Origin of the sequence: Geobacter sp. (assembly GCF_027327745.1) — a bacterium.
Lineage (GTDB): Bacteria > Desulfobacterota > Desulfuromonadia > Geobacterales > Geobacteraceae > Geobacter.
In genome coordinates this window covers 23,597-50,593 of record NZ_DAHVYG010000082.1, presented here as the reverse complement: position 1 = coordinate 50,593, position 26,997 = coordinate 23,597, and the positions used below count along the sequence as shown (strand labels likewise).

Here is a 26,997-nt window from a genome sequence, read left to right as displayed (position 1 = left end):
GCGTTACAACCATGCTTCCGCCAGCGTCTGGCGGACTCTCTCGATGAACTGCTCACAGGTGAAGGGCTTCTGGAGGAAATTCACCCCCTCCTCCAGACTGCCGCTGTGGACATTCACATCGCTGGTATAGCCCGAGATGAAGAGCACCGGGAGACGGGACTTCATTTCCAGCAGCCGCTCGTACAGCTCCTGACCGTTCATCCCCGGCATCACGACATCGGTAACCAGCAGATCGATGATATCGGGATGAACCTGCGCCATCTCATACGCCTCAGCCGGAGTCTCGGCCGCCAGGACCCCGTAACCCGACGTTTCGAGCAATTCGACCACCAGATCACGCACCATTTTGTTGTCCTCAACGACGAGAACCATGCCGCGGCTGCCCGTCTGCTCCGCCTGGAGGTCGCGTTGGGCCGGCTCCGGGTTTGACGAGGGTATCGGGTTGGCTTTTGCCGGGAGGTAGATCGTAAAAGTTGTCCCCCTTCCGACATGGCTGTCGACGGCGATATACCCCTCGTGCTGCTTGACCACGCCATAGACCGTTGCCAGTCCCAGTCCGGTGCCGCGCCCCACCTGCTTGGTGGTGAAAAACGGCTCGAAGATGTGCGACAAGGTCTCGTCGTCCATGCCGCAGCCGTTGTCGGCAAAGGCCAGCAGGACATGGGGCCCCGATCTCATGCCGGGGTGCAGCCGGACACATTCGTCATCCAGGAGCACGTGACCGGTTTCGATGGAAATGCTGCCGTTCCCCTCTATCGCATCCTGGGCGTTGACGGCCAGGTTGAGGAGTATCTGTTCGATCTGCCCCCGGTCTGCCAGGATGGCGGCACCCCCCGGTGCCAGGCCCATCCGGATATCGATATTCTCCCGGATGGTGCGCCTCAGGATATCGTGGAAAGAGTGAATCACCTCGTTCAGATCCAGCGGCTGGGTGTGCAGCATCTGCCGACGGCCGAAGGAGAGGAGTTTCTGGGTGAGGTCCTTGGCCTTGTGAGCGGCCCTCAGGATGCTTTCCGCCATCTTGCTCTGGGGGGCGTCTTGCGGAAGGTCCCGGCAGATCAGGTCCGCAAAGGCGAGGATCGGGGTGAGCAGGTTGTTGAAGTCGTGGGCTATCCCCCCCGCCATCTGGCCGATGGCCTCGATCCTCTGCATATGGCGGAGCTGGTCTTCCAGGTGTCTGCGCCGCTGCTCCCCGCGCACCCGTCCGATGGCGATGCTCGCCAGATGGGCTGCCGACTCCAGCAGGCCGATCTCTTCTTCGTCCGGTGACCGCGGCACGCGATAGTAGATGGCAAAGGTACCCAGAAGCTCGTCATCGGAAGAAAGAATCGGCTGAGACCAGCAGGCCCGCAGTCCCGCCTCCGGGGCGGGACTGAATCCTTTCCAGAACGGATGGCCGACGATGTCTGCGACGATCACCCGCTGGCGCCGGTGGGCCGCCGTCCCGCACGACCCCATTCCCTCGGCGATGCGCAGCCCGTCCACAGCCCGATTGTAGGCGTCCGGCAGGCTAGGCGCGGCTCCGTGGTGGAGGCGGCTTCCGGAGTCGTCGGCGAGCAGCACGGAACAGAGGGCTTCGGGCCTCTGCTGCTCGACGAAGGTGACGATGTGGGCGAGGACGTCCTTCAGGTCGCCACCCGTCGCCATCTCCTCAAGGATCGACAGACGGGTCCGCTCGCGCAGCTCGCTCCTTTTCCGCTCGCTGACGTCCCGGGCGATGCTGAGAATAAACGGTATCCCGTCGTTCTCCATCGTGCGGGCGTGGGCCTCTACCGAAATCACGCGTCCGTTCCTGGCCAGGAAGGAAGTCTCGAAGGTCGCTTCGCCCTGCTCCCTGATCCGCTCGATGTTGCTGCCAGTCTGGGCCGCTGACTCCGGGGTCTTGATGTCGTTGAGCCCCTTGCCTGACAGTTCATCCGGACCGTAACCGGTCATCCGGCAGAGGGCCCGGTTGAAATGGACCAGGTTCCCCGCAAAATCGACCTGCAGGATGGCATCGTTGGCCGCATCGATCTGGGCCGCTTTGATCCTTAACAGCTCCTGCTGCTCGCGCAGGCCTTTTTGTGCTCCTTCCAGCCTGTCCAGATGACGGAACATGAGTCGCGACAACAGGATGATGACCAGGCAGAGACCGAGCGTTACGGCGCCATGGAGGGTCGCCTTCCGGGTCCACGGCCTGAGGATGTCGTCGCGGTGCAGCGAAACCACCGCCACTACCGGAAACCGGGAGAGCCGTTTGTAGGAAACGATCAGGGGGGCGTGATCCAGCAGATCGCTATCGGTGTGATAGGTACCGGAGGGCGAGGCGGGTAACCACTTCCGGAACAGTTGCGAGTTGCGCAAATCGGCTTGATACGCGCCCCTGACATAGGGCTCGTAGACCAGGGGCGCGCCGTCGGTGCGGACCAGGATGACCCTCCCGCGGGGGCCGAGGCTTGAGGCGCTGAAGAACCTCTTGAAATACTCGACCTCGAAGGCAACGACCAACAGTCCGCCAAATTCGGCGTTCGGCCCGTTGAGCGGCCTGATCAGATTGAAGCGCCAGCGGTTGACCAGGCGGCTCATGACCGGTCTGCTTATGTACAGATCCGCGCCCGGGGTGGAAAGGTAATGACGGAAATAAGTGCGGTCGGCTACGTTGATCTTCTTTGGGGGAAATTCGAGGGAATTGATGAACATGTCCCCGTCCCTGCCGGCCATGAACAGGGATCCTATCTGGGGTGAATCTCCTCCCTGCGCTCGCAGGAGGTCGAACAGCTCCCGTTTGCTGAATCGATCAACGCCACCCCGCATCCTGACCCGCTGGATCACGTCCTTGACGATCCGGTCGGATTCGGCAAAAGCGCTCTCGGTATGCTCGCTGAGCGCCTGCGCGTATCCGGCGGTCTGCCTTTCGGCGGCGGCGATGATGTTCCGATATTCGGTGGCGAGGCTCCAGACCGTAACGGCGATGACGGCTGCCAGCAGGAAGGCAACAAACAGGCGGATCCTGCGCTTGAAATCTGCAACGGCAAGTTCAGGCACTCAAGGGGTTCTCCCGACGACTTTCATTAGAAATGCGATAATGCCATACAGTTCCGCGAAATGGTAGGAGTTTTGTTGACTTATCGGCGCACGATGCAAATTCTTTAGCCATAAACGCTGTTAACGGCTACCACCTCCTCCTGCCGCCGGCAAGGTCATCTTTTCCGCCGCAACGACCCATCCTCCCCCCATCGCCTTGTAGAGGTTGATGAGCGCCTGGAACAGCCCCCCCTGCGTCTGGACGTAGCCGAGCTCGGCCGTGAAGAGGCTCTGCTCGGCGTCGAGCACCTCGATGTAGCTCGTGTAGCCGTTGTCGTAACGAAGCCGGGCCGTACGGGCGTAGGCGCGGAGCGCCTCCACCTGCCGGGCCTGGGCCTGGAGCTGCTCGCGGGTCCGCTTCTGGTCGACGAGGGCGTCTTCCACGTCGCGGAAGGCGCTCTGGATCGCCTGGCGGTACCGCAGGAGCGCCTCTTCCCGGAACGCCTCGGCCGTCTCGACCTGCCCCGCAATGGCACCGCCGGTGAAGACCGGCTGGGTGATGGGGGCGGCCCAGCTCCAGGTGCGCGCCGGACCGGAAAAGAGCCCCGACAGGTTCGTGCTCTCCCAGCCGAACAGCCCCGTGAGGGAGATGCGCGGGAAGTACCGGGCGCGGGCGACGCCGATCTGCGCGTTGGCCGAGATGAGCTCCTGCTCCGCCTGACGGATGTCGGGGCGGCTTTCGAGGAGCTCCGAGGGGAGCCCCGCGGGAACGGCCGGAAGCGTCAGTCCGTCGATGGGGTTCCCCCGCCTGATGGGGCCGGGATTGCGGCCCAGCAGCACGCTCAGGGCATCTTCCTGCTGGGCGATGGCCTTCTCGATGGCGGGAATGGTGGCGAGGGCCTGCTCGTACTCCGACTTCACCTGGCTCAGCTCCAGCTCGGAGATGAGCCCCCCCTGGAAGCGGAGCGTGAAGATCCTGTACGACTCCTCGCGCGTATCGGCGGTGCGTCGGGCGATCTCCAGCTGCCGGTCGAGGTCGCGCAGGTTTACGTAGGCGCCGGCGACGGACGTGACGAGGGAGACAATGACGCTCCTTCTCCCCTCCTCGGTGCCGAGCAGGTCGGCGCGGGCCGCTTCGGCCCCCCTCCGGTACCTCCCCCAGAAGTCGATCTCCCAGCTGGCGAAGAGGGACACATTGAACAGATCGGCCGGGTTCCTGGCCGTGGCGGAAAGGGGGACCTGCCCCCGCTCGGTGCTCCGTTTCCTCCCCGCGCTGGCACCGGCCCCGAGTTGGGGGAAAAGGGGCGAGCGGGCCACGCCATACCGCCCCCGGAACTCCTCCACCCTGGCCGAGGCGATCAGCAGCTCCCTGTTTTCCCGAAGCGCGACCCCGATCAACTCCACGAGCACCGGGTCGTCGAACTGCTCCCACCAGGGGGTGTTGACGACATCCCGCGCCTCCTTTTCCGCGAAGCGCCAGGACCTGGGGGTTTCCACCGCCGGGCGCCGGTAGTCGGGACCGACCATGCAGCCGCCGAGAATGAGGCACAGAAGCATAATTGCGATAAATCTTTTCACCTTACCCTTCACTCCACACCCCTCACGTGTTTCTTCCCCTTGCCAATCCTCTCGATCACATAAAACAGCATCGGGATCAGGAATATGGCGATCCCCGTCGCCGCGAGCATGCCGCCGATGACGCCGGTTCCCATCACCTGCCGGGCGATGGAGCCGGCGCCGCTGGCGATGGCAAGCGGCAGGCAGCCGAGGATGAAGGCGAAGGAGGTCATCAGGATCGGACGCAGCCGCAGCCGCGCGCCGGCAAGGGCCGCCTCCTGCAGCCCCCTCCCCCTTTCATGCTCGTCCTTGGCGAATTCGACGATGAGAATCGCGTTCTTCGCCGCGAGACCGATGAGGACGATGAGGCCGATCTGGGCGTAGATGTTGAACGGCATCCCGCGCAGGAGAAGGGTCGCAAACGCGCCGCAGACGGCGATGGGAGTGCTGAGCAGGACGCTGAAAGGCAGGGACCAGCTCTCGTAGAGCGCGGCGAGGATCAGGAAGACGAACAGCAGCGAGAGCGCGAAGATGGCGGCGGGGGGGACCCCCTGCTGCGCCTTCTGTTCCTGGAACGACATGCCGAGGTAATCGAACCCCATGTCGGTCGGCATGGTCTCGTGAAAGACCACCTCCAGCGCCCGCATCGCCTGGGCCGAACTGTAGCCGGGGGCGGCCGTGGCGTTGATCTGCGCCGAGCGGAAGAGGTTGTAGCGCATGGTGAACTCGGGGCCGGTGCGCCGTTCCACCCGCGTCACCGCCGCCAGCGGCACGGGATCGCCGTGGGCGTTGCGCACGTAGAACTGCCCCAGCTGCCGCACGTCGGTGCGGAAGTCCCCCTCCGCCTCCACGTAGACCTGCCACTGCCTGCCGAAGCGGTTGAAGTAGTTGACGAACTGCCCCCCCATGAACGCCTGGAGCGTGCCGTACACCTGCCCCAGGTCCACCCCCTCGCTCAGGACCTTGTCGCGGTCCACGTCCACGAAATACTGCGGCACGCCGGGGAGAAGCGTCGTGGTCACCCGCGCCAGCTCCGGGCGTCTGCGGGCGGCGGTGATGAATCTATCGGTATTCTCCGCCAGGTAAGCGACATCCTTGCCGGCCCGGTCCTCCAGGATGAAGGTCACCCCCCCCGCGGTGCCGACCCCCTGGATGGCGGGGGGGGAAAAGGCGAAGGCGTTCCCTTCGGGCAACCGGCCGAGCTCGCGGTTCAGGCGGGCGATGATCCCCGCGGCGTTCTCCCCCGGACGCTGCCGCTCGTCCCAATCCTTGAGCCTGATAAAGAAGAAGCCGCTGTAGGTGTTGCGGACGTAGCTCAGGAGGTTGAAGCCGACGACCGTGGTGCAGTACTCCACGCCCGGGGTCGCCATGATGAGCCGCTCCGCCCGGCGGCAGGCCTCCGAGGTTCGCTGGAGGGAGGCGGCGTTGGGGAGTTGGATGACGGCGTAGACGTACCCCTGGTCCTCCTCGGGGAGGAAGCCGCCCGGTATTTGCCTCCCGAGGATATAAATCGCCCCGGACATCACCGCCAGGACGACGAACCCGAGCGCCGCCTTGCGGATGACGGCGCGGGCGATGTCGACGTAGGCATCGGCCCCCTGCCTGAAGAGGCGGTTGAAACTGCGGTAAAACCACCCCAAGGGGCCGCGCGTCTCCTTTTTCGGCCGAAGGAGAAGCGCGCAGAGCGCCGGGGAGAGGGTCAGGGCGTTGAAGGCGGAGAGAAGGACCGAGATGGCGATGGTGACGGCGAACTGGGTGTAGAGCCGGCCGGTGATCCCCGGGATGAAGACGGTCGGGAGAAAGACGGAGGCGAGGACCAGGGCGATGGCCACGACCGGGCCGGCGACCTCGCTCATCGCCTGGAGCGACGCCTCCCGCGGCGCCAGGCCCTCCTCGATGTGGCGCTCCACCGCCTCCACCACCACGATGGCGTCGTCCACCACGAGGCCGATGGCCACCACCATCCCCATCAGGGCGATGGGGTTGATGGAAAAGCCGAGCAGGGGGAAAAAGGCGAAGGTGCCGATCAGCGACACCGGCACGGCAACGATCGGGATGAGGGTCGCCCGCCACCCCTGAAGAAAGACGAAGACCACGATGATCACCAGGATTACCGCGATGACCAGGGTTATGGCGATCTCGTGAAGCCCGGCGGTGACCGACCTGGTGGTGTCAAGGGCGATCCCGTAGTCGAGATCGGCCGGGAAGGAGCCCTTGAGGGTGGCCATCACCTTCCTGGCCCCTTCCACCGCTTCCAGGGCGTTGGTCCCCGGGAGCTGGTAGAGGGCCAGGATCCCCGACGGCCTGCCGTTGAAGCGCCCCTGGATGTTGTAGTCCTGGGACCCCAGCTCCAGGCGCGCCACGTCTTTCAGGCGGACGAGAGAACCGTCCGGGTTGGCGCGCAGGACGATCTGGCCGAAATCCCCGGTTGTTACGAGCCGTCCCTGGGCGCGGATTGCATAGGTGAACTCCTGGCCGGGGGGGCTCGGCTCGCCCCCCACCTGGCCGGCGGGGTTCACCGTGTTCTGTTTCTGCAGCGCGTCGACGATCTCGGGAATGGTAATGTTGAGCTTGGCCAGCATGTCCGGCCGCACCCAGCAGCGCATGGCGTACTGCCCCGCGCCGAAGACCGCCACGCTGGCGATCCCCCTCACACGGGTCAACTGGTCGACGATGTTGATGTAGGCGTAGTTGGCGAGGAAGGTGGCGTCGTAGGTCCCCTTGGGCGAGTAGAGGGCGATGATCGCGAGGGGGGCGGAGAGGGCCTTCTGGACCGTCACGCCGTAGTTGCGCACGTCGAGGGGGAGTTGCCTCTCCGCCTGGGACTCCCGCAGCTGGGCGAGGACCTGGTCGGTGTTCGGGTCGGTCTTCACGTCGAAGTTCACCGTCATCCGCATCAGGCCGTTGTTCGGATTAAGGGAGAACATGTAGTTCATGTTGTCCACGCCGCTCATCTGCTGCTCCAGCGGCGTGGCGACCGCCTGTTCGATCGCCAGCGCGTCGGCCCCCACGTAGGTGGCCTGGATGAGGATCTCGGGGGGGACGATGTTGGGATACTGCGCCACCGGAAGCCCCGCCATGGAGACCAGTCCGATGATGACGGTGATGACGGCGATGACGATCGCCACGATGGGGCGTCTGATGAAGAACCGGTACATGGCGGGCTATCTCCCCGCGGCCCTCGGCCGGCTTTCGGACCTCGCAGGGGGCTCGCGCACGGGCGTGGATACCGGGGCGAACGGCTTCGGGGTCACGGCCAGCCCCTGCCTGACTTTCTGCACCCCTTCCACGACAACCCGTTCTCCCGGCCTAACCCCCTCTTCTATCACCCAGAGAGAGCCGACCCGTTCGCCCCCCTTGACCGTCCGGATCTCCACCCGGTTGTCGTGCCCCACCACCGCCACCTGGTAGCTTCCCTGGAGCTCGGTCACCGCCCGCTGGGGAACGAGGAGCGCTCCCTTTTTGGTCCCGATGTGGACGTGGACCCGCACGAACTGGCCGGGACGGAGAAGATGGCGCGGGTTCGGAAAGAGCGCTTCGACCCGCAGGGTCCCGGTCCGCACGTCCACCTGCCGGTCGATGGCGTAGAATGTCCCCGTGAACGGATAGCGCGACCCGTCGGCCAGGAAGAGCTCGATCTCCAGCTTCCTCGCTTCCTCCAGCCCGGCGGCCTCAGAGGAAAACCGCCTCATGAAGTCGATATACGCCTGCTCGTTGACCGTGTACCGAACCTTGATCGGGTTGATGGTGGAGACAGTCGTCAGCTCCCCCCCCTGGGCCGCCGGGCCGACCAGGTCCCCCACCTGCGCCCGGGCGAGGCCGGCCACGCCGTTGATGAGGGAGGTGATCCGCGTGAAGCCGAGGTTGAGCCGGGCGTTCTCTACCGCGGCCCGGGCGGCGATCACCGCGGCCAGGGTCGACTGCTCGGCGCCGATGGCATCGTCGAGGTCCTTCTTGCTCACCGCGTTCTGGGCGACAAGGGGCTTGATCCGGTCCAGATTGGCCTTGGCGTTCGCATGCTGCGCCTCCTGCCGGGCGAGTTCCCCCTTCGCCTGGTCCAGGGCGGCCTTGAAAGGGCGCGGATCGATTTCGAACAAAACCTGCCCTTTCCTGACAACGTCCCCTTCCCTGTAGTCCTGCCTGATCAGGTACCCCGTAACCTGCGCCCGGATGGTGGCGTTGACCAGGCCGTCGGCGGTGCCGACCCACTCGTGCACGATCGGGATATCTCTGCTGACAACCGGCACGACCTCCACCTCCGGCGCCCGTTCCGGAGGCGGTTTTTCCTTCCGGCACGCAACCGAAGAGAGGGCGGAGAGGCAGGCGAAGACGCAGAGTGCGCCACGCATGATCACGACAATCCCGGGCCTTACCCCAACCATTACCGGATGCGCCATCGCCCGTTCCTCTCACTTGCCGGCAGACTCGTCCCTTGGAGGCATTAAACGATAAAGCTCACATACAACAATTTTCCGGTAAGTCAATCAGGAGCGCAATCAGGCGATTACTGGCGTCTACGGGCTAACGTGGCGGTAAATGGGGTGATTCTCGAAAAGAAGGGATGGGTAAAATTTTCGCAAGACGTGGATCATCCGAGACACTTCACCACGAGGCTCCCCTCCTCCACTGTTTTGAGGATGTTGGGGAGGGTAAAGCCCGTGAACCTTTAGCTGTAATCTGTGACCCGTAATCTATCTTCATGGCTTCTATTGCTTGCCTTTCTTGTGAGGAATTTCATCCTCGTTCGTACCGTTTGGCGAGGTCTTTCAGTGCCCCTGTTTCCGCCCCCTCGAAAACATACGGGTTCAATATTTGATTTCCCCACAGCAGATTCCGGTCTACCTCGCTCAACGATGCCTCGTCGCAGGCCTTCAACCAGTTTTGCTCAATGCACGTTATCTGCTTTTCGATAATTTGCATGGCCTCCTCCTCGGAAAGGAGGAAGTGTGGGGCGGCTTCAACGCAGGTGACGAGCCGGCTTGAACGGTCATCTCCCGTTATCAGCATTGCCTGTGTGGCGGTGTGACCATGGCGCCCCTGTGGACAGATGTCATAGGCCGGGGTCAGCATCAACATAAGCCCATCCCAGAAGGCCGCATGATTGCGAGCGTGGTCGTCGGTATTGCCGACCAGGATGTTGAAAACGATCCGGGAAAATAACTCCCGCAGTGTTCCAGGAGCATTTCTGAATTTGGTCCTGATAAGTTCGGCCAAGCTCTCGTAGCTTGCATAGCGGGCCATCATTTCATCCAGAGCCAGCAGTGTCAGTGCCGAAACAAGGCCCTTGCGCTCCCATCCGTTGGCCGTCGCCGTCCGGTCAAAACGTTCCACCAGTAGCACATCCTTGCCGGCGGCACTTCTCAGCGAGACCGGCGCCACATCCAGGCCTGCCATGGACGCCAGCCTCATGGCGATAAACTCTGCTTTGACGACAGAGTAAAGGTCGGTGGAGGTGGAAAATTTCGCGATGAATTTCCGGGTGTCACTTTCGATGAGGGCCTTGGGTCGTGCTCCTCCGATGGAGGTACCATGCTGAAGTGCTTGAGCAAGTTCCGGAGTCAGGGGGATACCCTTTTCGACTCGCTCAGTGGCCGCAATCAGTTCTTCAAGGGATGCAGCGGATGCATATCTTGGCTCATACTGTGTCGGCGAACGTTGAAAATCGAGGGCACCAATCCGGTCGGACCCGGACTCAATAAGATAGCTGAGTTCATCAAGTGCCGCCGGGTCGATCACGGAAGCTTTGCTCCCGAACTTCTTGTTCAATATCACCCGCCGCCCCCATGCATCAGGAGCAGCATCCCGCAAACACCCCGGAATGCTAAGGCCGGGAAGCAGAGGGATCAGACCCGGGCGAAGGGGTAGTTCGGCGTCGTATATCGCAATAGCATTGTCGCGTTGAAGGTAGCTCTTACCGTAGTTGAAGACATACGTCGGCCCCATGGCCGTAAGTTTACCGGCCACCACCGGCGCTGTCTCTCCAGGGAGCCAAACCCAGACATAAACTTCGGAGTACTCAGAATTCATCATCAACCTTCACGACACGGCGAACCCGCTTGGGCAGCAGGGCCAGTTTATCGTCAACACGGCCTATATGTCTGGAGAGATTCGCAGAATCTTCATCCCCGAAAAGCTTTACGCCTACAAGGTTGGCAACCTCGAACACCAGGCCAACCTCACACTTCAGGTCACCGCGCTCGATTTTCTGCAATGTCCTTCTGGAAATACCTGCTCGTCCCGCCAGATCTTCCTCGGTCATCTTGCGTTCTCTTCTCGCCAGGCGGATGAGCTTGCCCATGAGCTCGGCTGCATCTCGGGTCGGGCGGAGATATGTTCGCTTCTGTGGAGACGCCATTCATCACCAATGGATATTATTGTATTCATAAAATAGCTTTATGGGTGCGATAGTATCCATTCCAGCAAAAAGCGTCAATATATTTCTCAGACTAACTCCCGACTCAAGTCCCTCTCATTTTAATATCGGGCGATCAGCTCCTCTTCCTTCGTAACATCATTTCGATAAATAGTGCGGTATTCGCGAGCCAATGCCTCGGATTGCGCCATTGCCGGATTTCACGGGTATGGTGGCCGAAACCGGACATGGGACCTACCGCCAACAGGTCAAGCTCAGGTGGGGTTAGAGGAGCTGTTAAGCTCTGGTAGCTCTCGGGCTCATGTAAGTCACCTGCGTCAATACCTGCGTCAGAGCATTAAAAAAGGGACTTAAGCATTTAGCCTAAGTCCCTGAAATCATTTGGTTGCGGGGAGAGGATTTGAACCTCTGACCTTCGGGTTATGAGCCCGACGAGCTACCAGACTGCTCCACCCCGCGTCACAAGAGAACCAATTAGTACCACACCTGCGGAGGCGAGTCAATAATAAAATTCATCATCTTATTCCGGGACGATGATCGCTCCGCCGCCGACCATGGAAGCCATTTCGCTTGCCGCCGGCTGTTCCATCTGTTTTCCCACCCGTACCCGATACCAGGAGCCTTTGCCCGGGACGGACGATTCGACGATATAGGCGGCGAATCCCTTCTCTGCGAGCTTTGCCTTGATGGCTTCGGCATCTTTTCGATCCTTGGTCGAGGCGGCTTGGACCGAAAATTTCCCTTTTGGGTTAACCGATTTCTTTGCTCCGGACTCTCTGCCGGCGTCCTTGGCTGTCTTAGTTGATGTTAGTCCACTCTTTTCAGTTGTCTTCTTTTCCGACGGCTCGGCCGGCTTGGTAACGGGCTCCCCCTTGTCGGCAGACGGCCTCGAAGGAGCCTGCTCTTTGGGCGAAAGAGTTGCCGACGGGGAATGCTTTGCTGACGAAACGCCCCGGGGTTCCTCGTTGCGGGGGTTGATGCCGCTTCCCAGGATCGCCTGTCCTCCCTTCGGCAGGGTGTTGTAAAAGGTAAGGGAAGGTTCGGCGGGTGGTGGTGGTGCCGGCGACGCACCCGGAGCTGCCGCATTGGTCGCCGGCTGGGCAGTTCGCGAGGAGATTGCAGCTTGGGGAGAAGGAGCGGCTGGCGCCTTCGGCGGATGAAGCTTCAGCAGCAGCCGGTCAGCCGCCACCCCCAGGGCGAAAGAACCCGCCGCCACCATGACGAAACCGAAAACCAGCGCTCCCAGCGGCTTTGACTTCGGCCGGTTCTTGCTTACCTGCCTGCGTTCGCGATAATCGACAACCATGTTTCGTCGGTCCGTCACATTTTCTCCGGGGCGGATACGCCCAGGAGGGCAAGGCCGTTCTTCAGGGTGCGCACCACGCAGGCGAGCAGGAAAAGACGGGCACCGGCCAGTTCCATGTCTTCCGTTATGACCCGGTTCTTGTTGTAGAAGGAGTGGAACGAGCCGGCAAGCTCCTGGAGGTAGTAGGTGATCCGGTGAGGTTCGAAGGCTTGGGCAGCACCCTCGACCACCTCGGGGAAGGAGGCGAGGAGTTTGACAATTGCCATCTCTTCCGCCGTTCCGAGCCGCTCCATCGCCGCCGACGCGAATGACGGCACCGCGATCCCTTTCTCCGCGGCATTTTCGAAGATGCTGCAGATGCGGGCGTGGGCGTACTGGACGTAATAGACCGGATTTTCCAGCGACTGCTGCTTGGCCAGATCGATGTCGAAGACGAGCTGGGAATCGGGCTTGCGCATCAGGAAGAAGAAGCGGGTGGCGTCGCGGCCCACCTCGTCGATCAGGTCCCTGAGGGTGACGTAGCTTCCGGCGCGCTTGGAGATCTTGACCTCTTCGCCTCCGCGCATGACCGTCACCATCTGGTGGAGCACATATTCCGGCCACCCCTGCGGGATGCCGGCGTTCAGGGCCTGCAGGCCGGCCCGCACCCGGGTGATGGTGCTGTGGTGGTCGGCCCCCTGCTCGTTTATTACGCGGACGAAGCCCCGCTCCCATTTCGCCAGGTGGTAAGCCACGTCGGGAACGAAATAGGTGTAGCTCCCATCGGACTTGCGCATGACGCGGTCCTTGTCGTCGCCGAAGTCCGTGGTGCGAAGCCAGAGGGCGTCGTCCTGCTCGTAGGTGTGGCCATTCTCGATGAGGCGGTTGACCGCCGCTTCGACGCGTCCCTCGGTGTAGAGGCTCGATTCGAGGAAGTAGACGTCGAAGTGGACGTCGAAGGTCAGGAGGTCCTGGTCCTGCTCCCGGCGCAGGTAGGCCACGGCGAAACGGCGGATCGCGTCGAGGTCGTTCGGGTCGCCGGCGCCGGCGACATGCTGGTCGCCGGCATCCACGGTCTCGCGGTCAAGGTAGGAACGGGCGACATCCTTGATATACTCGCCCTGGTAGCCGTCGGCCGGCCAGCGGGGGTCGCCCGGCTCTATACCGAGGCAGCGCGCCTGGACCGAAAGCGCCAGGTTGGCGATCTGCGCGCCGGCGTCGTTGTAATAGAATTCGCGGGTCACGTCCCACCCCGTGGCGGCAAGGAGGCGGCAGATGGTATCGCCGATGGCCGCTCCGCGCCCATGGCCGATGTGCAGCGGCCCGGTGGGATTGGCGCTGACGAACTCCACCTGCACCTTACTCCCTCCGCCGGCACGGCTCGTGCCGTAGTCGGCCCCTGCCGCCTCGATGGCGCCGAGGGTGCGGCACCATGCGGCATTTGCAATCCTGAAATTGATAAAACCGGGGCCGGCAATCTCGATACTCTCGATGATTCCGTCACGGTCCTCCATATACTTCACCAGCGTCTCGGCAATCTGGCGGGGGGCCTTACGCTCCGCCTTGGCCATGGCCATGGCGACGTTGCAGGCGAAATCGCCGTGCTCTTCGTGGGCCGGCTTCTCTATGACCACGGGGGGCATCACCCCCGAGGAGAGGGAGCCGTCGGCAAAGCACCGTTCGAGTCCCTCCCCCACCAGGATGCGCACGCTTTCCTTCATCGATCTCTCCGCCATGTTCATTCGGAATCCTCCGGGACCTTGATGGAGATGTCCCGGGTGAAGTCGGGGCAGTGCGCCCCGCCATCGGTGACGCAGAACTTTTTGGCGCAGGTTTCGCGCCAGGCGCAGATTGCGCACGATTGTCTCCGGGTACCGCTCATTCTCTTTTCTCCTGCTGTATAACCGCCGAAGAACGAACAGCCGTCGCTCTTCAAACTATTTGTTATCCGCCGCCGCCGGCTTGCGGGGCTGCCCGGCCGCCTGCTTATCCGCCGACGGAAACTGGTAGACTGTTTCGTTGGGGCGCACCAGCCCGAAATCCTTCCGCGCTATGCTTTCCAGGTAGCGCCGGTCGGTCTTCAGCGCCTCGATCTCGCGCTTGAGCTTGTCGTTCTCCGCGTTGATCTCGCCGAACCGCTCCCGGATCTGCTCCCGTTCGCGGTTCAGGTGATATATCCGCAAAAGCCCCCGCTCACCGAAAACGGTGAAGTAGAGGATAAACAATATGCACGCTGCTGGGATGGCATACATACGTTTCCGCATGCGTCCTCCGGTGATGCTACGTCGTGGCGGAAATGCCGGCGAAATAGTCTATGGTCCTTCTGAGACCCGAGTCGAGTGCCACGGTCGGTTGCCAGCCGAGCCGCTCGCGCGCAAGCGAAATGTCCGGCTGCCGCTGCTTCGGATCGTCGCTCGGCAGGGGCATGGCAACGATCTTCGAGTCCGAGCCGGTCAGCGCCAGGATCCGTTCGGCAAACTCCCTGATCGTGTTTTCGACCGGGTTCCCGAGGTTGACCGGCCCGATGAAGCCCTCGCACTCCATCATCCGGACCATTCCATCCACCAGGTCGTCGACGTAGCAGAAGGATCGGGTCTGACTCCCGTCGCCGAAGAGGGTGATATCCTCTCCCCGAAGGGCCTGCACGATGAAGTTGGAGACCACCCGACCGTCGTGGACCGCCATCCGCGGCCCATAGGTATTGAAGATTCTCACGATCCGGATGTCGACGCCGTTCTGGCGGTGATAGTCCATCATGAGGGTCTCGGCCACCCGTTTCCCTTCGTCATAGCAGCTCCTGATCCCGATTGGGTTCACGTTCCCCCAGTACGACTCGGGCTGTGGATGGACGAGGGGGTCGCCGTAGACCTCCGAGGTCGACGCCTGCAGAATCCGCGCCTTCACCCGCTTGGCAAGGCCGAGCATATTGATGGTTCCCATGACGTTCGTCTTGATGGTCTTCACCGGATTGTACTGATAGTGGACCGGTGAGGCCGGACAGGCAAGGTTGTAAATCCGGTCTACCTCCAGCAGGATCGGCTCGGTGATGTCGTGGCGGATCAGTTCGAATCGGGGATTGCCCAGGTGGCGGGCGATGTTCTGTTTGCTGCCGGTGAAAAAATTGTCGAGACAGAGGACGTCGTGCCCCTCGCCGAGGAGCCGTTCGCAAAGATGGGAGCCGATGAATCCGGCACCGCCGGTGACAAGAATCCGCATCGCCCTTCCCCTATTTCTCTGTGAATCCCGCGACGTTGCGGCCGATGGAGAAGTATTCGAAACCGATCTCCCTCATCCGGCGCACGTTATACAGGTTGCGCCCGTCGAAAATCACTGGCCGCGTCAGGAGTTCCCGGATCCGGTCGAAGTCGGGATTGCGGTACTCGTTCCACTCCGTGACGATGGCAAGGGCATCGGCCCCGGAGAGAATATCGTACTGGCTGGAGCCGCTGTAGGCGATCCGGTCGCCGAAAATCTTCCGCGCCTCTTTTACCGCCTCGGGGTCGTGGGCGCGCACCGTTGCCCCCATCTCCAGAAGCCGGTTGATGATGACGACCGACGGCGCCTCGCGCATGTCATCGGTGCGGGGCTTGAAGGAGAGCCCCCAGAGGGCGATGGTCCTGCCGGCCAGCGGTGCGGCCGCGTTGTCGCGGGAGAAATAAGCGACCAGCTTCTCGGTCAGGACCCCCTTCTGACGCTCGTTCACCTCCTCGACGGCCTTGAGCAGGGCGAAATCGTAGTCGCACTCCTCGGCGGTCTTGATGAGCGCCTTCACGTCCTTGGGGAAACAGGAACCGCCATAGCCGACGCCGGGAAAGAGAAAGTCGTAGCCGATGCGGGAATCGGAGCCGATCCCCTCGCGAACGGCGGCCACATCGGCATCCATCCTCTCGCAGAGATTGGCGATCTGGTTCATGAACGAGATCCGGGTCGCCAGCATGGCATTGGCGGCATACTTGGTCATCTCGGCGCTGCGGACATCCATGACGATCATTCGGTTGGTCTTGCGCATGAAGGGGGAATAGAGCTCCTTCATGATCTCGGCGGTCCGGACGTTGTCGGCGCCGATGACGACCCGGTCGGGCTTCATGAAATCGTCGATGGCGGCCCCTTCCTTGAGAAACTCCGGATTGGAGACCACGTCGAACTCGATATGCACCCCCCGAGCGTCGAGTTCCCCCTGCACCGCCTGACGCACCTTGTCCGCGGTGCCGACCGGGACCGTCGACTTGTCCACGACGATCTTGAACCCTTCCATGTGCCGGCCGATCTCGCGGGCCACGCCAAGGACATGCTGAAGGTCGGCGGAACCGTCTTCCCCCGGAGGGGTCCCGACGGCGATGAAGTTCACGAGCGACGCCCTGACGGCGGCAGCCAGGTCGGTGGTGAAGGAGAGACGCCCCTCGGCGCTGTTACGCAGGACGAGCTCCTTGAGCCCCGGCTCGTAGATCGGGATGATCCCCTCCTTGAGCCCCTCGATCTTCTCCCTGTTCACATCGACACAGATTACGGTGTTGCCGCTCTCGGCAAAACAGGTACCGGCAACGAGGCCGACATACCCGGTTCCGATAACACATATCTTCACGGGACATTCCTCCGGATCATCAAGTCAATGGGTGGTTATAGCACGGATACCGGCGCCAGTTCCAGACTTTTTCCTCCCTCCTTTCCTGCCGGCGGTGGAGCTTCCATCAAAGGTTTGACTTTGAATTCGGGAGGGATACTATAAGAAACAGATGGGAAATTTTAGGAGGTCCGCCATGAAGAAACTCTTCGCAATGCTGCTTCTGGCGCTCACGGCGCTCGCCGGATGCGCCCACGTGATCAGCGACGAGTCCCGCAGGCTTGTCGACCCGACACTCACCTTCGGCATGCTCAAGGAGAAGCCCGACAGCTACATCGGCAAGTACGTCATGCTGGGGGGCGTGATCGCCGGGATCAAGAACACCAAGGAGGGAAGCCAGCTCGAAGTGATGCAGGTAAAGCTCGATGACTCGGGGATGCCGGAGGATACGTTCCGTACGGAGGGGAGATTCCTCGCCACCACCGACAAGTTCCTCGACAGCATGATCTTCAAGCCGGGAAGACTCGTTACCCTCGTGGGCGAGATCAAGGGGAAGAAAACCATCCCCCTCGACGAGGTGGACTATACCTACCCTCTCGTTGCCATCAGGGAGATTCACGTCTGGAAGAGCTACGATTACGAAACGGGGTATCCCTACCCGACCCCTGCCCCGTACTACTACTACGACCCTTACTACTACGGCTACTGGCCCGGCCCCTACTGGTACCGCCCCCTCGGCCCCGTCTACCGAAGATGGTAACCGGTTGAGCCTTTCCACGACGCGCGAAGGGGGCGGAATTCATCCCGCCCCCTTCGCGCATTCCGACAGTTACCGCCCGAGCATCATCTCCATGAGCCGGAATCCCTCATCGAGGAAGAGCCCCGAGCCCCGGGCCGACTCCTCGTCGTACCCCCGCACCCCTTCCCGCTCCTTCCCCTCGCCGCCATAGAGGATGAACGGCACCGGATCGTCGGTGTGGGTCTTGATCCGGAGCGGCGTCGGGTGGTCGGGGGTGCAGAGGATGCGGTACGCGCCGAATTTCCTCATCCCCTCCATGATCGGCCCCACGACCCGGGCATCGAAGTCCTCGATCGCCTTCAGCTTGTGCTCCAGGTTCCCGGAGTGGGATGCCTCGTCCGGCGCCTCCACGTGCAGGTAGACGTAATCGTGGGTCTCCAGGGCAGCGAGGGCCGCGGCCACCTTCCCCGCGTAGTTCGTGTCGATGTAGCCGGTGGCCCCCTCGACTCGGATCACGTCCAGGCCGGCACAGACACCGATCCCACGCACGAGATCCACCGCCGAAATGACCGCTCCAGTGAGGCCGAAGCGGTCACGGAACGGCTCTATCCGCGGCGCCTTGCCATGCCCCCAGAGCCAGATGGAGTTGGCGGGGACCTTGTCCGCCTCAAGCCGGCGACGGTACTGGGGGTGGTTGTTGAGGATCATCTGCGAGGTGTTCATCAGGTAGATGAGTCGGTCCGCCCCCTCCCCCTTCGGGAGATGGTCGATGATGCTCTGCCCCGAGATGTCGTGGGGGGGGGTCGCCGTGAGGGCATGCTTGCCGTTGCGCCAGACCATCAGGTGGCGGTAGCCGACACCGGGATAGAAGCGGAACTCGTCGTCCCCCATGTCGCGCTGGAGCGCCTCGATCAGCTCGCGACCCTCCTCGGTGGAGATGTGGCCCGCGGAGTAGTCGTTCATGATGAGGGTGCCGCGCGCCGGCTGCAGGTTCACGAGGTTAACCCGGAACGCCACGTCGTCGGGGCCGAGCTCCACCCCCATGCTCGCCGCCTCCAGCGGAGAGCGGCCAGTGTAGCAGGTGCGCGGGTCGTAACCGAAGACCGAGAGGTTCGCCACGTCGCTCCCCGGCGGGAGCCCCTTCGGGACGGTGCGCGCCAGGCCGATCTGCCCGTGACGGGCCATGTAGTCGAGATTTTCCGTCCTCGCCGCCATGAGCGGAGTCCGATTGTCCAGTTCCTTCAACGGCTCGTCCGACATCCCGTCGCCGAGCAGCACAATGTACTTCATCAACATTTCCTTTCGCTGGAGTGTCTTTCCCAATCACTAGTCCCCAGTCCCGAGTCCCGGCTTTTACCCCCGCGGGTGAAACTGCTCGTGGAGCCGCTTGAGCCGCTCGCGGGTGACGTGGGTGTAGATCTGGGTCGTGGAGAGATCCGCATGACCGAGCATGGTCTGCACGCTCCGCAGGTCCGCCCCGTTTTCCAGGAGATGGGTCGCAAACGAGTGGCGCAGCGTGTGGGGCGAAATCGGCTTCCTGATCCTCGCCTCCCGTGCCCGTTTTTTGATTATATTCCAGAACGACTGGCGCGTCATCCGGTCGCCCAGCCGCGTCAGGAAAAGGTAGGGGTTGTCCCCTCCCCGGTCCATGGCCGGCCGCATCCCGCTTACGTAACGCGCCACCGCCCCGCAGGCCGACTCCCCCATGGGGACGAGCCGCTCCTTCCCCCCCTTGCCGAACGCCATGAGGTATCCCGCCGCGACGTTCACATCCCGAAGCTTCAGGGCAACGAGCTCCGAGACCCGCAGCCCCGTGGCGTAGAGAAGCTCCAGCATGGCCCGGTCGCGCCCTTCGAGGTGCCCCTCCCCCGCCGGCGCCGCCAAGAGCGCCTCCACCTCCAGGGCGGTCAATACCTGGGGGAGTTTCCCGACGGTCCTGGGCGCCTCGATGATGGCGGTGGGATTCACCTCGGCGTACCCTTCCACCAGGAGAAAGCGGTGGAACATCCGGATCGCCGACAGCGCCCGGGCCCGGCTCCGGGCTCCGAGGCCGCTCTCCTTGAGTGCGGCCAGGAAATCGACCACCACGGCGGCGGTGACGGCGGATGGCTCATTACAGCCGCGGCACTCGAGGAAATCCAGATATTTTGCCATGTCGCGGCCGTAGGCATCAAGGGTGTTCCGGGAGAGCCCCTTCTCGACCAGCAGAAAGCTGAGAAAGAGATCGAGGTACTGGTTCATGGCCTTTCCGCTGCGTCGCGCGCCGTCATTCGATCGCCTTGAGCAGCCGCTCCCTGATTTCTTCCAGCCGCTCCGGGCTCGTGATCTTGTGGCCGAAGATATCCCTCACATAGAAGACGTCGGCCACCTGGTCGACCTTGGTGGAGATCTTCGAAATGCCGATGTAGAGCCCCAGCTCCGTGAGGGTGCTCGTGATCAGGTAGAGAAGCCCCACCTTGTCATGGGTGTAGATGTCGATGACGGTATAGTCGGACGACACCTCGTTGTCGATCTCCACCCGGGAGGGGAAACGGGGCTTCACCCGCTCGGTGAGAAGCGTCGGCCGCTGCCGCTTCGCCACCAGCGCCCCCACCTGGATCTTGCCGGTGAGGACCTGCCGCAGGTCATCCTCGACCCGCTTCCAGCGGCTCTCGTCGGTGATGACGAATCCCTGGGGGGAATTGACCTGGAGGATGTCGAGAGCCTTGCCGTTGGAGCTGGTGTGGATCTGGGCGCCGAGGATGTTGATCCCGTTGGCCGCCATGACGCCGGTGATCATGGAGAAGAGCCCGGGGACATCCAGGATGCAGATCGTGAAGTTCGAATACCCCCCCTCCGGTTCGTGGGAAACGCGGGTGACGATCTTCTCGTGCTCAAGCTGGAGCAGATGCTTCACATGCTCGGCGATTACCTCCGGCGGGTTGGAGAGGAGATGGCGGATCGTCATCGCCTTCAGCTCCTCTTTCACCACCGCGGGGGGGAAGTCGATGCCGATGATCTCCAGCACCTTCCGCTTGACGTTCTTGACCCGCTCGCTCCGGGCTTCGAGCCGGAAGTCTCCCCGCTCCAGGACGTTGAACGCCTTCTCGTAGAGCTCCTGGAGAAGCATCGCCTTCCACTCGGTCCAGACGTCAACCCCCACGGCCCGGATGTCGGCATAGGTCAGGAGGTAGAGCATCTTCAGGTTCTCGCTCTTCTCCATCTGCCGGGCGAACTGGATGATCATCTTCTCGTCGTGGAGATCGCGACGCTGGGCGATGTGGGCCATGAGGAGGTGGGTACCGACGAGGAACTCCAGCCGTTCGCTGTCCTCCCGGGAGAGCCCCATGCGGCGCGCGATGGTCGGCATCATCGCCGATCCCTTCTCGGCGTGCCCCCCCCCTTCTCCCTTCCCGATGTCGTGGAAGAGGACCGCCAGCAGAAGAAGCTCACGCTTGTCCACCTGCCGGGCCAGCTGGGTCAGGAGCGGCAGCTCTTCCTCGCGCTCGCCGCGGAGGAGCCGGATGATCTCTTCGACGGCGAACAGCGAGTGCATGTCGACCGTGTATATGTGGTAGAGGTCGTGCTGCACCTTGCAGAAAATGTGGCCGAACTCGGGGATGAAGCGGTTGAAGAACTCCAGGTGGTGCATCAGCCGCAGGGTCTCGGAGACCCCCTTGTCGCTGCGCAGGATGGCGAAGAACGACTGGTTCACCTCCTTGTTCCGGCGGAACTTGTCGTTCACGAGGTGGAGGCTTTTGCGGATGAGGGCCTTGGCGGCGACACTGATGGCAACGCCATGTTTCTGGGCGTACTCGAAGATCTTCATGAGCCGGGCCGGTTCCTTCTCGAACACCGACTCGTCGGGGACCACGAGCTCCCCCTTGAGGATGTAGAACCCATCGCCGACAGGCCGGCGGATGAAGTATCCGAGGATCCGGAACGCCCCCTCGTCGCGGCGGGAACAGGTGGCGATGAGCGACGACGCGATATGCTCGACCTTCGTGGCATGGAGGTAGTAATCCCGCATGAACTCCTCCACCGCCAGGGTCCTTCCCGAATCTTCGTACCCGAAGAAGGCGGCGAGCCGGGTCTGGGCATCGAAGGTGAGCTGGTCGCTCTTGCGCCCCGCGGAAAAGTGGAGCTCGTTGCGGATCCGCCAGAGATACGCGAGCGCCTCGCGATATCCCGCCAGCTCCTCCTCGCTCAGCACCCCCTTGACGATCAGCTCCTTCGGGTCACTCACCTTGTACTTGATCTTCGCCACCCAGAGGGCGGTATGGAGATCCCGCAGCCCTCCTTCGCTCTCCTTGACGTTCGGCTCCAACAGGTAGACCGAGGAGCCGTACTTTTCCCGCCGCTTCCGCAGTTCATCGACCTTTTCCCTGATGAACGAGTCGCTGCGCCTGGCGAGGATCTGGGTCACCATCACCTTTTCGAACTCCTTGGCGAGGATGCGGCTCCCCGCCAGGACGCGGGCATCGAGGAGGGCGGTGCGGACCGTGCTGTCGGAGGCTGCCATCTCCACGCAATCCTGGAGGTTGCGCACCGAATACCCCACGTCGAGTTTCATGTCCCAGAGAAAGTAGAGGAGCTTCTGGGCGATGTCCTCGACGCGGGCCTGATCCTTCCCGCTGTACAGGAACATTAGATCGATGTCCGAGAAGGGGTTGAGCTCGCCTCGGCCATAGCCGCCGATCGCCATGAGGGTGAGATGGTTCTTCCCCTTGCCGTGCTGGGAAAGGTCTCTGGTGATGCTCCGGAAGAGCTTGCGGATGAGGGTGTCGGTCATGGCCGTGATCTCGCGGACCACGGAATCTCCCCGGGCGCCGGCGCGGTGGAGGGCCATGATCTCCCCCCTGTAGTGGGTGAGGAAATGCTTGCTGGCGGCCAGGTAGAGGGGACGCTTCTCCTCGAAGGAGGCGCGCCCTGCGTCGCCGGCCTCCTGGGAGATGTCGGGGAAGTATCGGTCGATGTTGAATTCCATGGCCCCTTTCGGCTACCTCAGGCTGTTGATATACCCCTTGATTCCTTCCACGATCCCATCGGCGGCCCGCTCCTGAAATTCGGGGTTCTTGAGCCGTGCCTCTTCGGCCTCGTTGCTGATGAAGGCACTCTCCACGAGAATGCTCGGCATGGTGGCCCCCACCAGCACGTAAAACGGCCCCTGCTTCACCCCGAGGTTCCTGGAGCCCGGATAACTGCCGTGGATCTTCCTGTAGACCGCCTTCTGGACCTCATCGGCCAGGTGGGCCGAGTCGTTGATCTTGTAATTGGCCATCAGGTCGAAGAGGATCGCCTGCAGCAGACTTACCTTTTCGAGGGAGGTGTTGTTCTCCCGGGCAGCCACCTGGGCCGCCTTCTCGGTCTTGGCCAGGTTCAGGTAGTAGGTCTCGATCCCCGCCGCCCCCCGGTTGAGCGAGGCGTTGGCGTGGACCGACACGAAGAGGTCGGCGTTCACCTTGTTGGCGATGGCGGTCCGCTCTTCGAGGGGGATGAAGACATCGGTGGAACGGGTCATGACCACGTCAACGCCGAGCTCCGACCGGAGTTTTTCGGCGAGCTTGAGGCCGATGGCGAGGACCACATCCTTCTCCTGTGTTCCATTGGCACCGATGGCCCCCGGGTCATGGCCGCCGTGGCCGGGGTCGACCACGATCCGGCGTATTTTCCCCGGCTTCAGTTTGGCGATGGGGATGGGCTTCTCCTCGCGGGGTTCAGGCCTTTTCACCTCGGCCGCCGCGGCGGGGGCAGCCTGGATATGCTCGGTGAGCCGCGAAATCTCCAGGGGGCGCTCCCCCTTCACGTCGACAATGATCCTGGTCGGATCGGCAAGGGAAAAGACCTTGTAATCCTTGATCTTCTCCAGATCGAGCACCACCCGCACCACATCGGCTCTGTACTGGGCGGAGCGGACGGTCTTCAGGAAGCCGTCACCGATGGGGATGTCCTTCAGCCCCGGAGCAAGGCGAGCCCCCTCAAGATCGATGTAGATGCGGGAGGGATAGGGATCGGCCGGGTGCTGCTTGATCTGGTGCGCCTCGAAACGGGTCTCCCGGTCAACGGCGATGGAAACCCGGGTATAGTCGGGGTTCGACCAGTATCGGATATCCTTTACCACCGCCTTGGCGCCGACGATGCTCTCCCCCGTCCCCTTCGCAGCGGAAGCGCCGGAGGCGGCCGACGGCCTCTTGACACCCTTCTTCTTTGTGGCCGCCACCGTCCTTTTCCCGTCGCGAGAGGCCCCCCCCTCCGCTGCCGGGGCAACGGTGCCGAGGACGAACAGCGCGAGCAACAGCGACACGGTGGCAACAAGACTTGTCCGGCAAAGCTTCGTCACGTTCAGACCATCCTTTTCAACTCGTCGAGAATATTGAGCGCCTCAAGAGGTGTCAAAGCTGCAATATTCAAACCAGCGATCCGGGCGCGCAGCAGATCGGCGCCTTGATCGAAAAGAGAGAGCTGGGGGGACTCCTTCGGCACTCCCCCCTTCTTCCCCTTGGCGATACGCGGCACCCCCCCCTCGGCGTACTCCCCCTTCTCCAGGTTCTGGAGGATCTCTTTGGCCCGCTCGATCACCTCCACGGGAAGTCCCGCCAGCCGCGCCACCTGGATGCCGTAGGAGTGGGACGCCCCCCCCGGAACGATCTTGCGCAGAAAGATCACCTGATCGTTCCATTCTTTCACGGCGACGTTGCAGTTCTTGATCCGCCCGCGGGTCACCGCCAGCTCGGTCAGCTCATGGTAGTGGGTGGCGAAGAGGGTCTTGGCCGCACAGCGCTCCGTGTCGTGGAGATACTCGGCCACGGCCCAAGCGATGGAGACGCCGTCGAAGGTGGAGGTGCCCCGGCCGATCTCGTCGAGAACGATGAGGCTGCGGGGGGTCGCGTTACGCAGGATCGCGGCGGTCTCCATCATCTCCACCATGAAGGTCGACTGCCCGCGGGCCAGGTTGTCAGAGGCCCCGACCCGGGTGAAGATCCGGTCGACGATCCCGATGCGGGCCTCGGTGGCCGGGACGAAGCTCCCCATCTGGGCCATGAGGGCGATGAGGGCCACCTGCCGCATGAAGGTGGACTTGCCGGCCATGTTCGGTCCGGTGATGATGACGAGCTGGTTCCCGGCGTTGTCGAGCAGCAGATCGTTCGACACGAAGCGTTCGGAGACATTGAGGGCCTCCACCACCGGGTGACGCCCTTCGGTCACGGAAAAGACATCCCCCTCGTCCACGAGCGGCCGGCAGTACCCCCGCTCGTGGGCCACCTCGGCCAGGGCGACGAGGACATCGAGGGTGGCGAGTCGGTCCGCGGTCCGGGCGATCCGCTCCCCCTGGGCTGCCACCTGCTGCCTGATCTCCTGGAAGAGCCCGTACTCCAGCTCGACGATCCGCTCCTCGGCCCCCAGCACCTTCTCCTCGTACTCCTTCAGCTCGGGGGTAATGAAGCGCTCGGCGTTGGCCAAGGTCTGGCGGCGGATGTAGTCGTCGGGGATCGACGAAAGGTTCGACTTGGTCACCTCGATGTAGTAGCCGAAGACCTTGTTGTAACGGATCTTGAGGGAGGCGATGCCGGTCCGCCCTTTCTCCTTCGCCTCAAGACGGGCGATGAACCCCTTCCCCTCGCGACTAATGACGCGCAGCTCGTCCAGTTCGGCGTGGTAGCCGTCGGCGATGATTCCCCCCTCGCGCAGGACGAAGGGAGGATCCGCCACGATCCCCCGGGCAACGAGCTCCTTCACGTCCTCCAGGGGGTCGATGCCCGATCTGATCTCGCGCAGAAGCGATGCGCCGGCGTCTTCGAGAAGATCGAAGAGGGGGGGAATCTTCTCCAGCGATGCCCGCAGCGCCACGAGATCCTTGGCCCCGGCGCTCGCCAGGCTGATCCGGCCATTCAGGCGTTCCAGGTCATAGATCCCGTCGAGCACTTCCCGCAGCGCGGTCCGCAGCCCGGCGGCGGAGACCAGCTCCGCTGTCGCGTCCTGTCTTTTCGTTATCTTTTCGACATTTACAAGGGGGTAGTTGATCCACTGCCTGAGCTTTCTCCCCCCCATGGCGGTGGCCGTCCGGTCGAGGAGCCCCAGGAGCGACCCCCGCCGTTTTCCCTCCGACAGGGTGGCCGTCAGCTCCAGGTTGCGGCGGGTTGACTCGTCGAGGACGAGGAACTCCCGGGTGCGGTAGACCCGAAGGTCCCGGATATGGTCCACCCTCCCCTTCTGGGTCTGCTGTAGATAGTGGAGAACCGCAGCCGCCGCCTGCAGCCCCTCGGCCAGCCCGCCGCAGCCGAGGGCGTCGGAGGAGGCGACCCCAAAATGGTTGCGGATGAGCCGCTCCACGTAATCCCGGTCGTAGACCCAGTCGTCGATGACCGAGATCATCCTCCCCGCGGCCAGGTCCGCCCGCTCTCCCAGCCGGCCGTTCTCCCGCAGGGTGGCCGGCACCAGGATCTCCCGCGGGTCGACGCAGGCCACCTCGCTCCAGACCGCATCTTCCCCGTCTGTCTCCGTGACACGGAAATCGCCGGTGGAAAGGTCCAGATAGGCGACCCCCCAGCGGGGACCATCACCGCCGAAGAGGGATAGGAGGTAGTTGTTTTCCTTGGGGGAGAGGCTCTCGGACTCCACCACGAGCCCCGGGGTAACCACCTTCACCACCTCGCGGCGAACGATCCCCTTGGCGCTTTTCGGATCCTCCACCTGCTCGCAGATGGCGACCTTTTCGCCCGCCTCGATCAGCCGGGCGATATAGGGTGCGGACGAATGGTACGGGACGCCGCAGAGGGGAACGTCGTTGCCGTCGCCCCCCTTGCCGCGCGAGGTAAGGGTAATGTCGAGGATGCGCGACGCCTTGACCGCGTCGTCGAGAAACATTTCGTAGAAATCGCCGAGCCTGAAGAAGAGAATCGCGTCGGGATAGTCCGCCTTGATCTCCAGGTACTGGCGCATCATCGGGGTAAGTTCGGACATCGATAAAACCTTGCAGTTACTTGATTGGGAAGGTATCGTACCAGAAAAGAGCGCCCATTGTAAGACCCAAACCGGTCAGATTCGCACGCACCACTGGAGTTGATACAAAAAAAGCTGACCGCAGCGGTTAGATTGTTTCCGTCGGAGCGGTCTACGACGCAAACCTCGGGAGCCAGAGCTGGTCCCCCTGCGCTGACTCGGTCACAGCGGCCGACAAGGTTACCTGCTTTTCCAACAGCACTTCATTTCTCACCATGCTCGCCCCCGGAGCAATCATTACCGCCGCCGGCAGCAGTTATGCCGGCACCTCCCAGGCATCTCCCGTTGTTGCTGGCGCAGTCGCGGCCCTGCGCGCGGCGTTTCCGGCGGAGACCCTCGACCAGAACCGTTCCCGGGCTACCGGTTCAGGCGGTCCCTCTCCTCGCATTGCTTGTTGCACTCTTACGTAAGCGCGCAAGGTAAGATTCCCTCTTCCAATAATTCCAAAAGATTTCATCCCGTTGTGACATATCGGTAACGTTTCTGGCCGATACTGCTTA

The 26,997-nt window shown here is 62.7% G+C and carries 18 protein-coding genes, 1 tRNA gene and 1 pseudogene; 2 read left to right on the top strand and 18 right to left on the bottom strand.

Translation table 11 applies throughout. The features are described from left to right. Positions 1-3: 3 nt before the first annotated feature. From M6689_RS15370 to M6689_RS15310, 13 genes are all read right to left on the bottom strand, one after another. Positions 4-3,024 carry an ATP-binding protein gene (locus M6689_RS15370; protein ID WP_298273372.1) on the bottom strand — a complete coding sequence of 1,007 codons (3,021 nt, stop codon included), beginning with the start codon at positions 3,022-3,024 and terminating at the stop codon, positions 4-6. Positions 3,025-3,144: 120 nt separating this feature from the next. Further along, positions 3,145-4,560 (bottom strand): efflux transporter outer membrane subunit, encoded by a 1,416-nt coding sequence (locus M6689_RS15365; RefSeq protein WP_366949755.1) that lies wholly within the window; start codon positions 4,558-4,560, stop codon positions 3,145-3,147. A gap of 29 nt (positions 4,561-4,589) precedes the next feature. Beyond that, entirely contained in the window at positions 4,590-7,718 is a 3,129-nt protein-coding gene (locus M6689_RS15360) for an efflux RND transporter permease subunit (protein ID WP_298273369.1), read from the bottom strand. 6 nt (positions 7,719-7,724) lie between these two features. Beyond that, complete coding sequence (locus tag M6689_RS15355; RefSeq protein WP_298273367.1) at positions 7,725-8,957, bottom strand: efflux RND transporter periplasmic adaptor subunit; 1,233 nt, start codon at positions 8,955-8,957, stop codon at positions 7,725-7,727. A 337-nt stretch (positions 8,958-9,294) separates the two neighbouring features. After that, on the bottom strand, positions 9,295-10,587 hold the full coding sequence (locus tag M6689_RS15350) for a type II toxin-antitoxin system HipA family toxin (protein WP_298273365.1): 1,293 nt from the start codon (positions 10,585-10,587) through the stop codon (positions 9,295-9,297). Continuing rightward, on the bottom strand, positions 10,577-10,915 hold the full coding sequence (locus M6689_RS15345; RefSeq protein WP_366949754.1) for a helix-turn-helix transcriptional regulator: 339 nt from the start codon (positions 10,913-10,915) through the stop codon (positions 10,577-10,579). The genes M6689_RS15350 and M6689_RS15345 overlap by 11 nt, the downstream gene beginning before the upstream one ends. Before the next feature lie 400 nt (positions 10,916-11,315). Beyond that, positions 11,316-11,392 (bottom strand) — tRNA-Met (locus tag M6689_RS15340). Between the two features lie 61 nt (positions 11,393-11,453). Continuing rightward, the gene (locus M6689_RS15335; RefSeq protein WP_298273362.1) at positions 11,454-12,257 is read right to left on the bottom strand and encodes an SPOR domain-containing protein; all 804 of its coding nucleotides are present in this window, start codon (positions 12,255-12,257) and stop codon (positions 11,454-11,456) included. Then, entirely contained in the window at positions 12,254-13,939 is a 1,686-nt protein-coding gene (gene argS, locus M6689_RS15330) for an arginine--tRNA ligase (RefSeq protein ID WP_298273361.1), read from the bottom strand. Before argS ends, M6689_RS15335 begins: the two co-directional genes overlap by 4 nt. Positions 13,940-13,956: 17 nt before the next feature. Further along, complete coding sequence (locus tag M6689_RS15325; protein WP_298273359.1) at positions 13,957-14,100, bottom strand: hypothetical protein; 144 nt, start codon at positions 14,098-14,100, stop codon at positions 13,957-13,959. Between the two features lie 55 nt (positions 14,101-14,155). Beyond that, the gene (locus M6689_RS15320; protein ID WP_298273358.1) at positions 14,156-14,482 is read right to left on the bottom strand and encodes a septum formation initiator family protein; all 327 of its coding nucleotides are present in this window, start codon (positions 14,480-14,482) and stop codon (positions 14,156-14,158) included. Between the two features lie 16 nt (positions 14,483-14,498). Continuing rightward, positions 14,499-15,434, bottom strand: coding sequence for a UDP-glucuronic acid decarboxylase family protein (locus M6689_RS15315; RefSeq protein ID WP_298273357.1), 936 nt, complete (start codon positions 15,432-15,434; stop codon positions 14,499-14,501). Between the two features lie 10 nt (positions 15,435-15,444). After that, positions 15,445-16,800, bottom strand: a complete 1,356-nt coding sequence (locus tag M6689_RS15310; RefSeq protein ID WP_298273355.1) for a UDP-glucose/GDP-mannose dehydrogenase family protein — start codon at positions 16,798-16,800, stop codon at positions 15,445-15,447. Between the two features lie 175 nt (positions 16,801-16,975). On the opposite strand from M6689_RS15310, the gene M6689_RS15305 reads away from it, so the two are divergent. Continuing rightward, positions 16,976-17,539 (top strand): Slp family lipoprotein, encoded by a 564-nt coding sequence (locus M6689_RS15305; protein ID WP_298273354.1) that lies wholly within the window; start codon positions 16,976-16,978, stop codon positions 17,537-17,539. A 69-nt stretch (positions 17,540-17,608) separates the two neighbouring features. On the opposite strand, the gene M6689_RS15300 is transcribed toward M6689_RS15305, so the two are convergent. The 5 genes from M6689_RS15300 to mutS all read right to left on the bottom strand — a co-directional run bounded on the left by M6689_RS15300 (position 17,609) and on the right by mutS (position 26,458). Then, positions 17,609-18,808: a cofactor-independent phosphoglycerate mutase gene (locus tag M6689_RS15300; RefSeq protein WP_298273352.1), complete on the bottom strand. Its 1,200-nt coding sequence runs from the start codon at positions 18,806-18,808 to the stop codon at positions 17,609-17,611. A gap of 63 nt (positions 18,809-18,871) precedes the next feature. Beyond that, positions 18,872-19,759 carry a site-specific tyrosine recombinase XerD gene (gene xerD / locus M6689_RS15295; protein ID WP_298273351.1) on the bottom strand — a complete coding sequence of 296 codons (888 nt, stop codon included), beginning with the start codon at positions 19,757-19,759 and terminating at the stop codon, positions 18,872-18,874. Between the two features lie 25 nt (positions 19,760-19,784). Next, positions 19,785-22,484: a [protein-PII] uridylyltransferase gene (gene glnD, locus M6689_RS15290; protein WP_298273350.1), complete on the bottom strand. Its 2,700-nt coding sequence runs from the start codon at positions 22,482-22,484 to the stop codon at positions 19,785-19,787. A 12-nt stretch (positions 22,485-22,496) separates the two neighbouring features. Continuing rightward, positions 22,497-23,837, bottom strand: a complete 1,341-nt coding sequence (locus M6689_RS15285) for an N-acetylmuramoyl-L-alanine amidase (RefSeq protein ID WP_298273349.1) — start codon at positions 23,835-23,837, stop codon at positions 22,497-22,499. Between the two features lie 2 nt (positions 23,838-23,839). Beyond that, a complete protein-coding gene (gene mutS / locus M6689_RS15280) occupies positions 23,840-26,458 on the bottom strand; it encodes a DNA mismatch repair protein MutS (RefSeq protein WP_298273348.1) in 2,619 nt (872 codons plus the stop codon). Positions 26,459-26,592: 134 nt separating this feature from the next. On the opposite strand from mutS, the pseudogene M6689_RS16340 reads away from it, so the two are divergent. Continuing rightward, positions 26,593-26,862 (top strand): annotated as a pseudogene (locus M6689_RS16340) (peptidase S8); the annotation flags it as partial. Positions 26,863-26,997 lie beyond the last annotated feature (135 nt).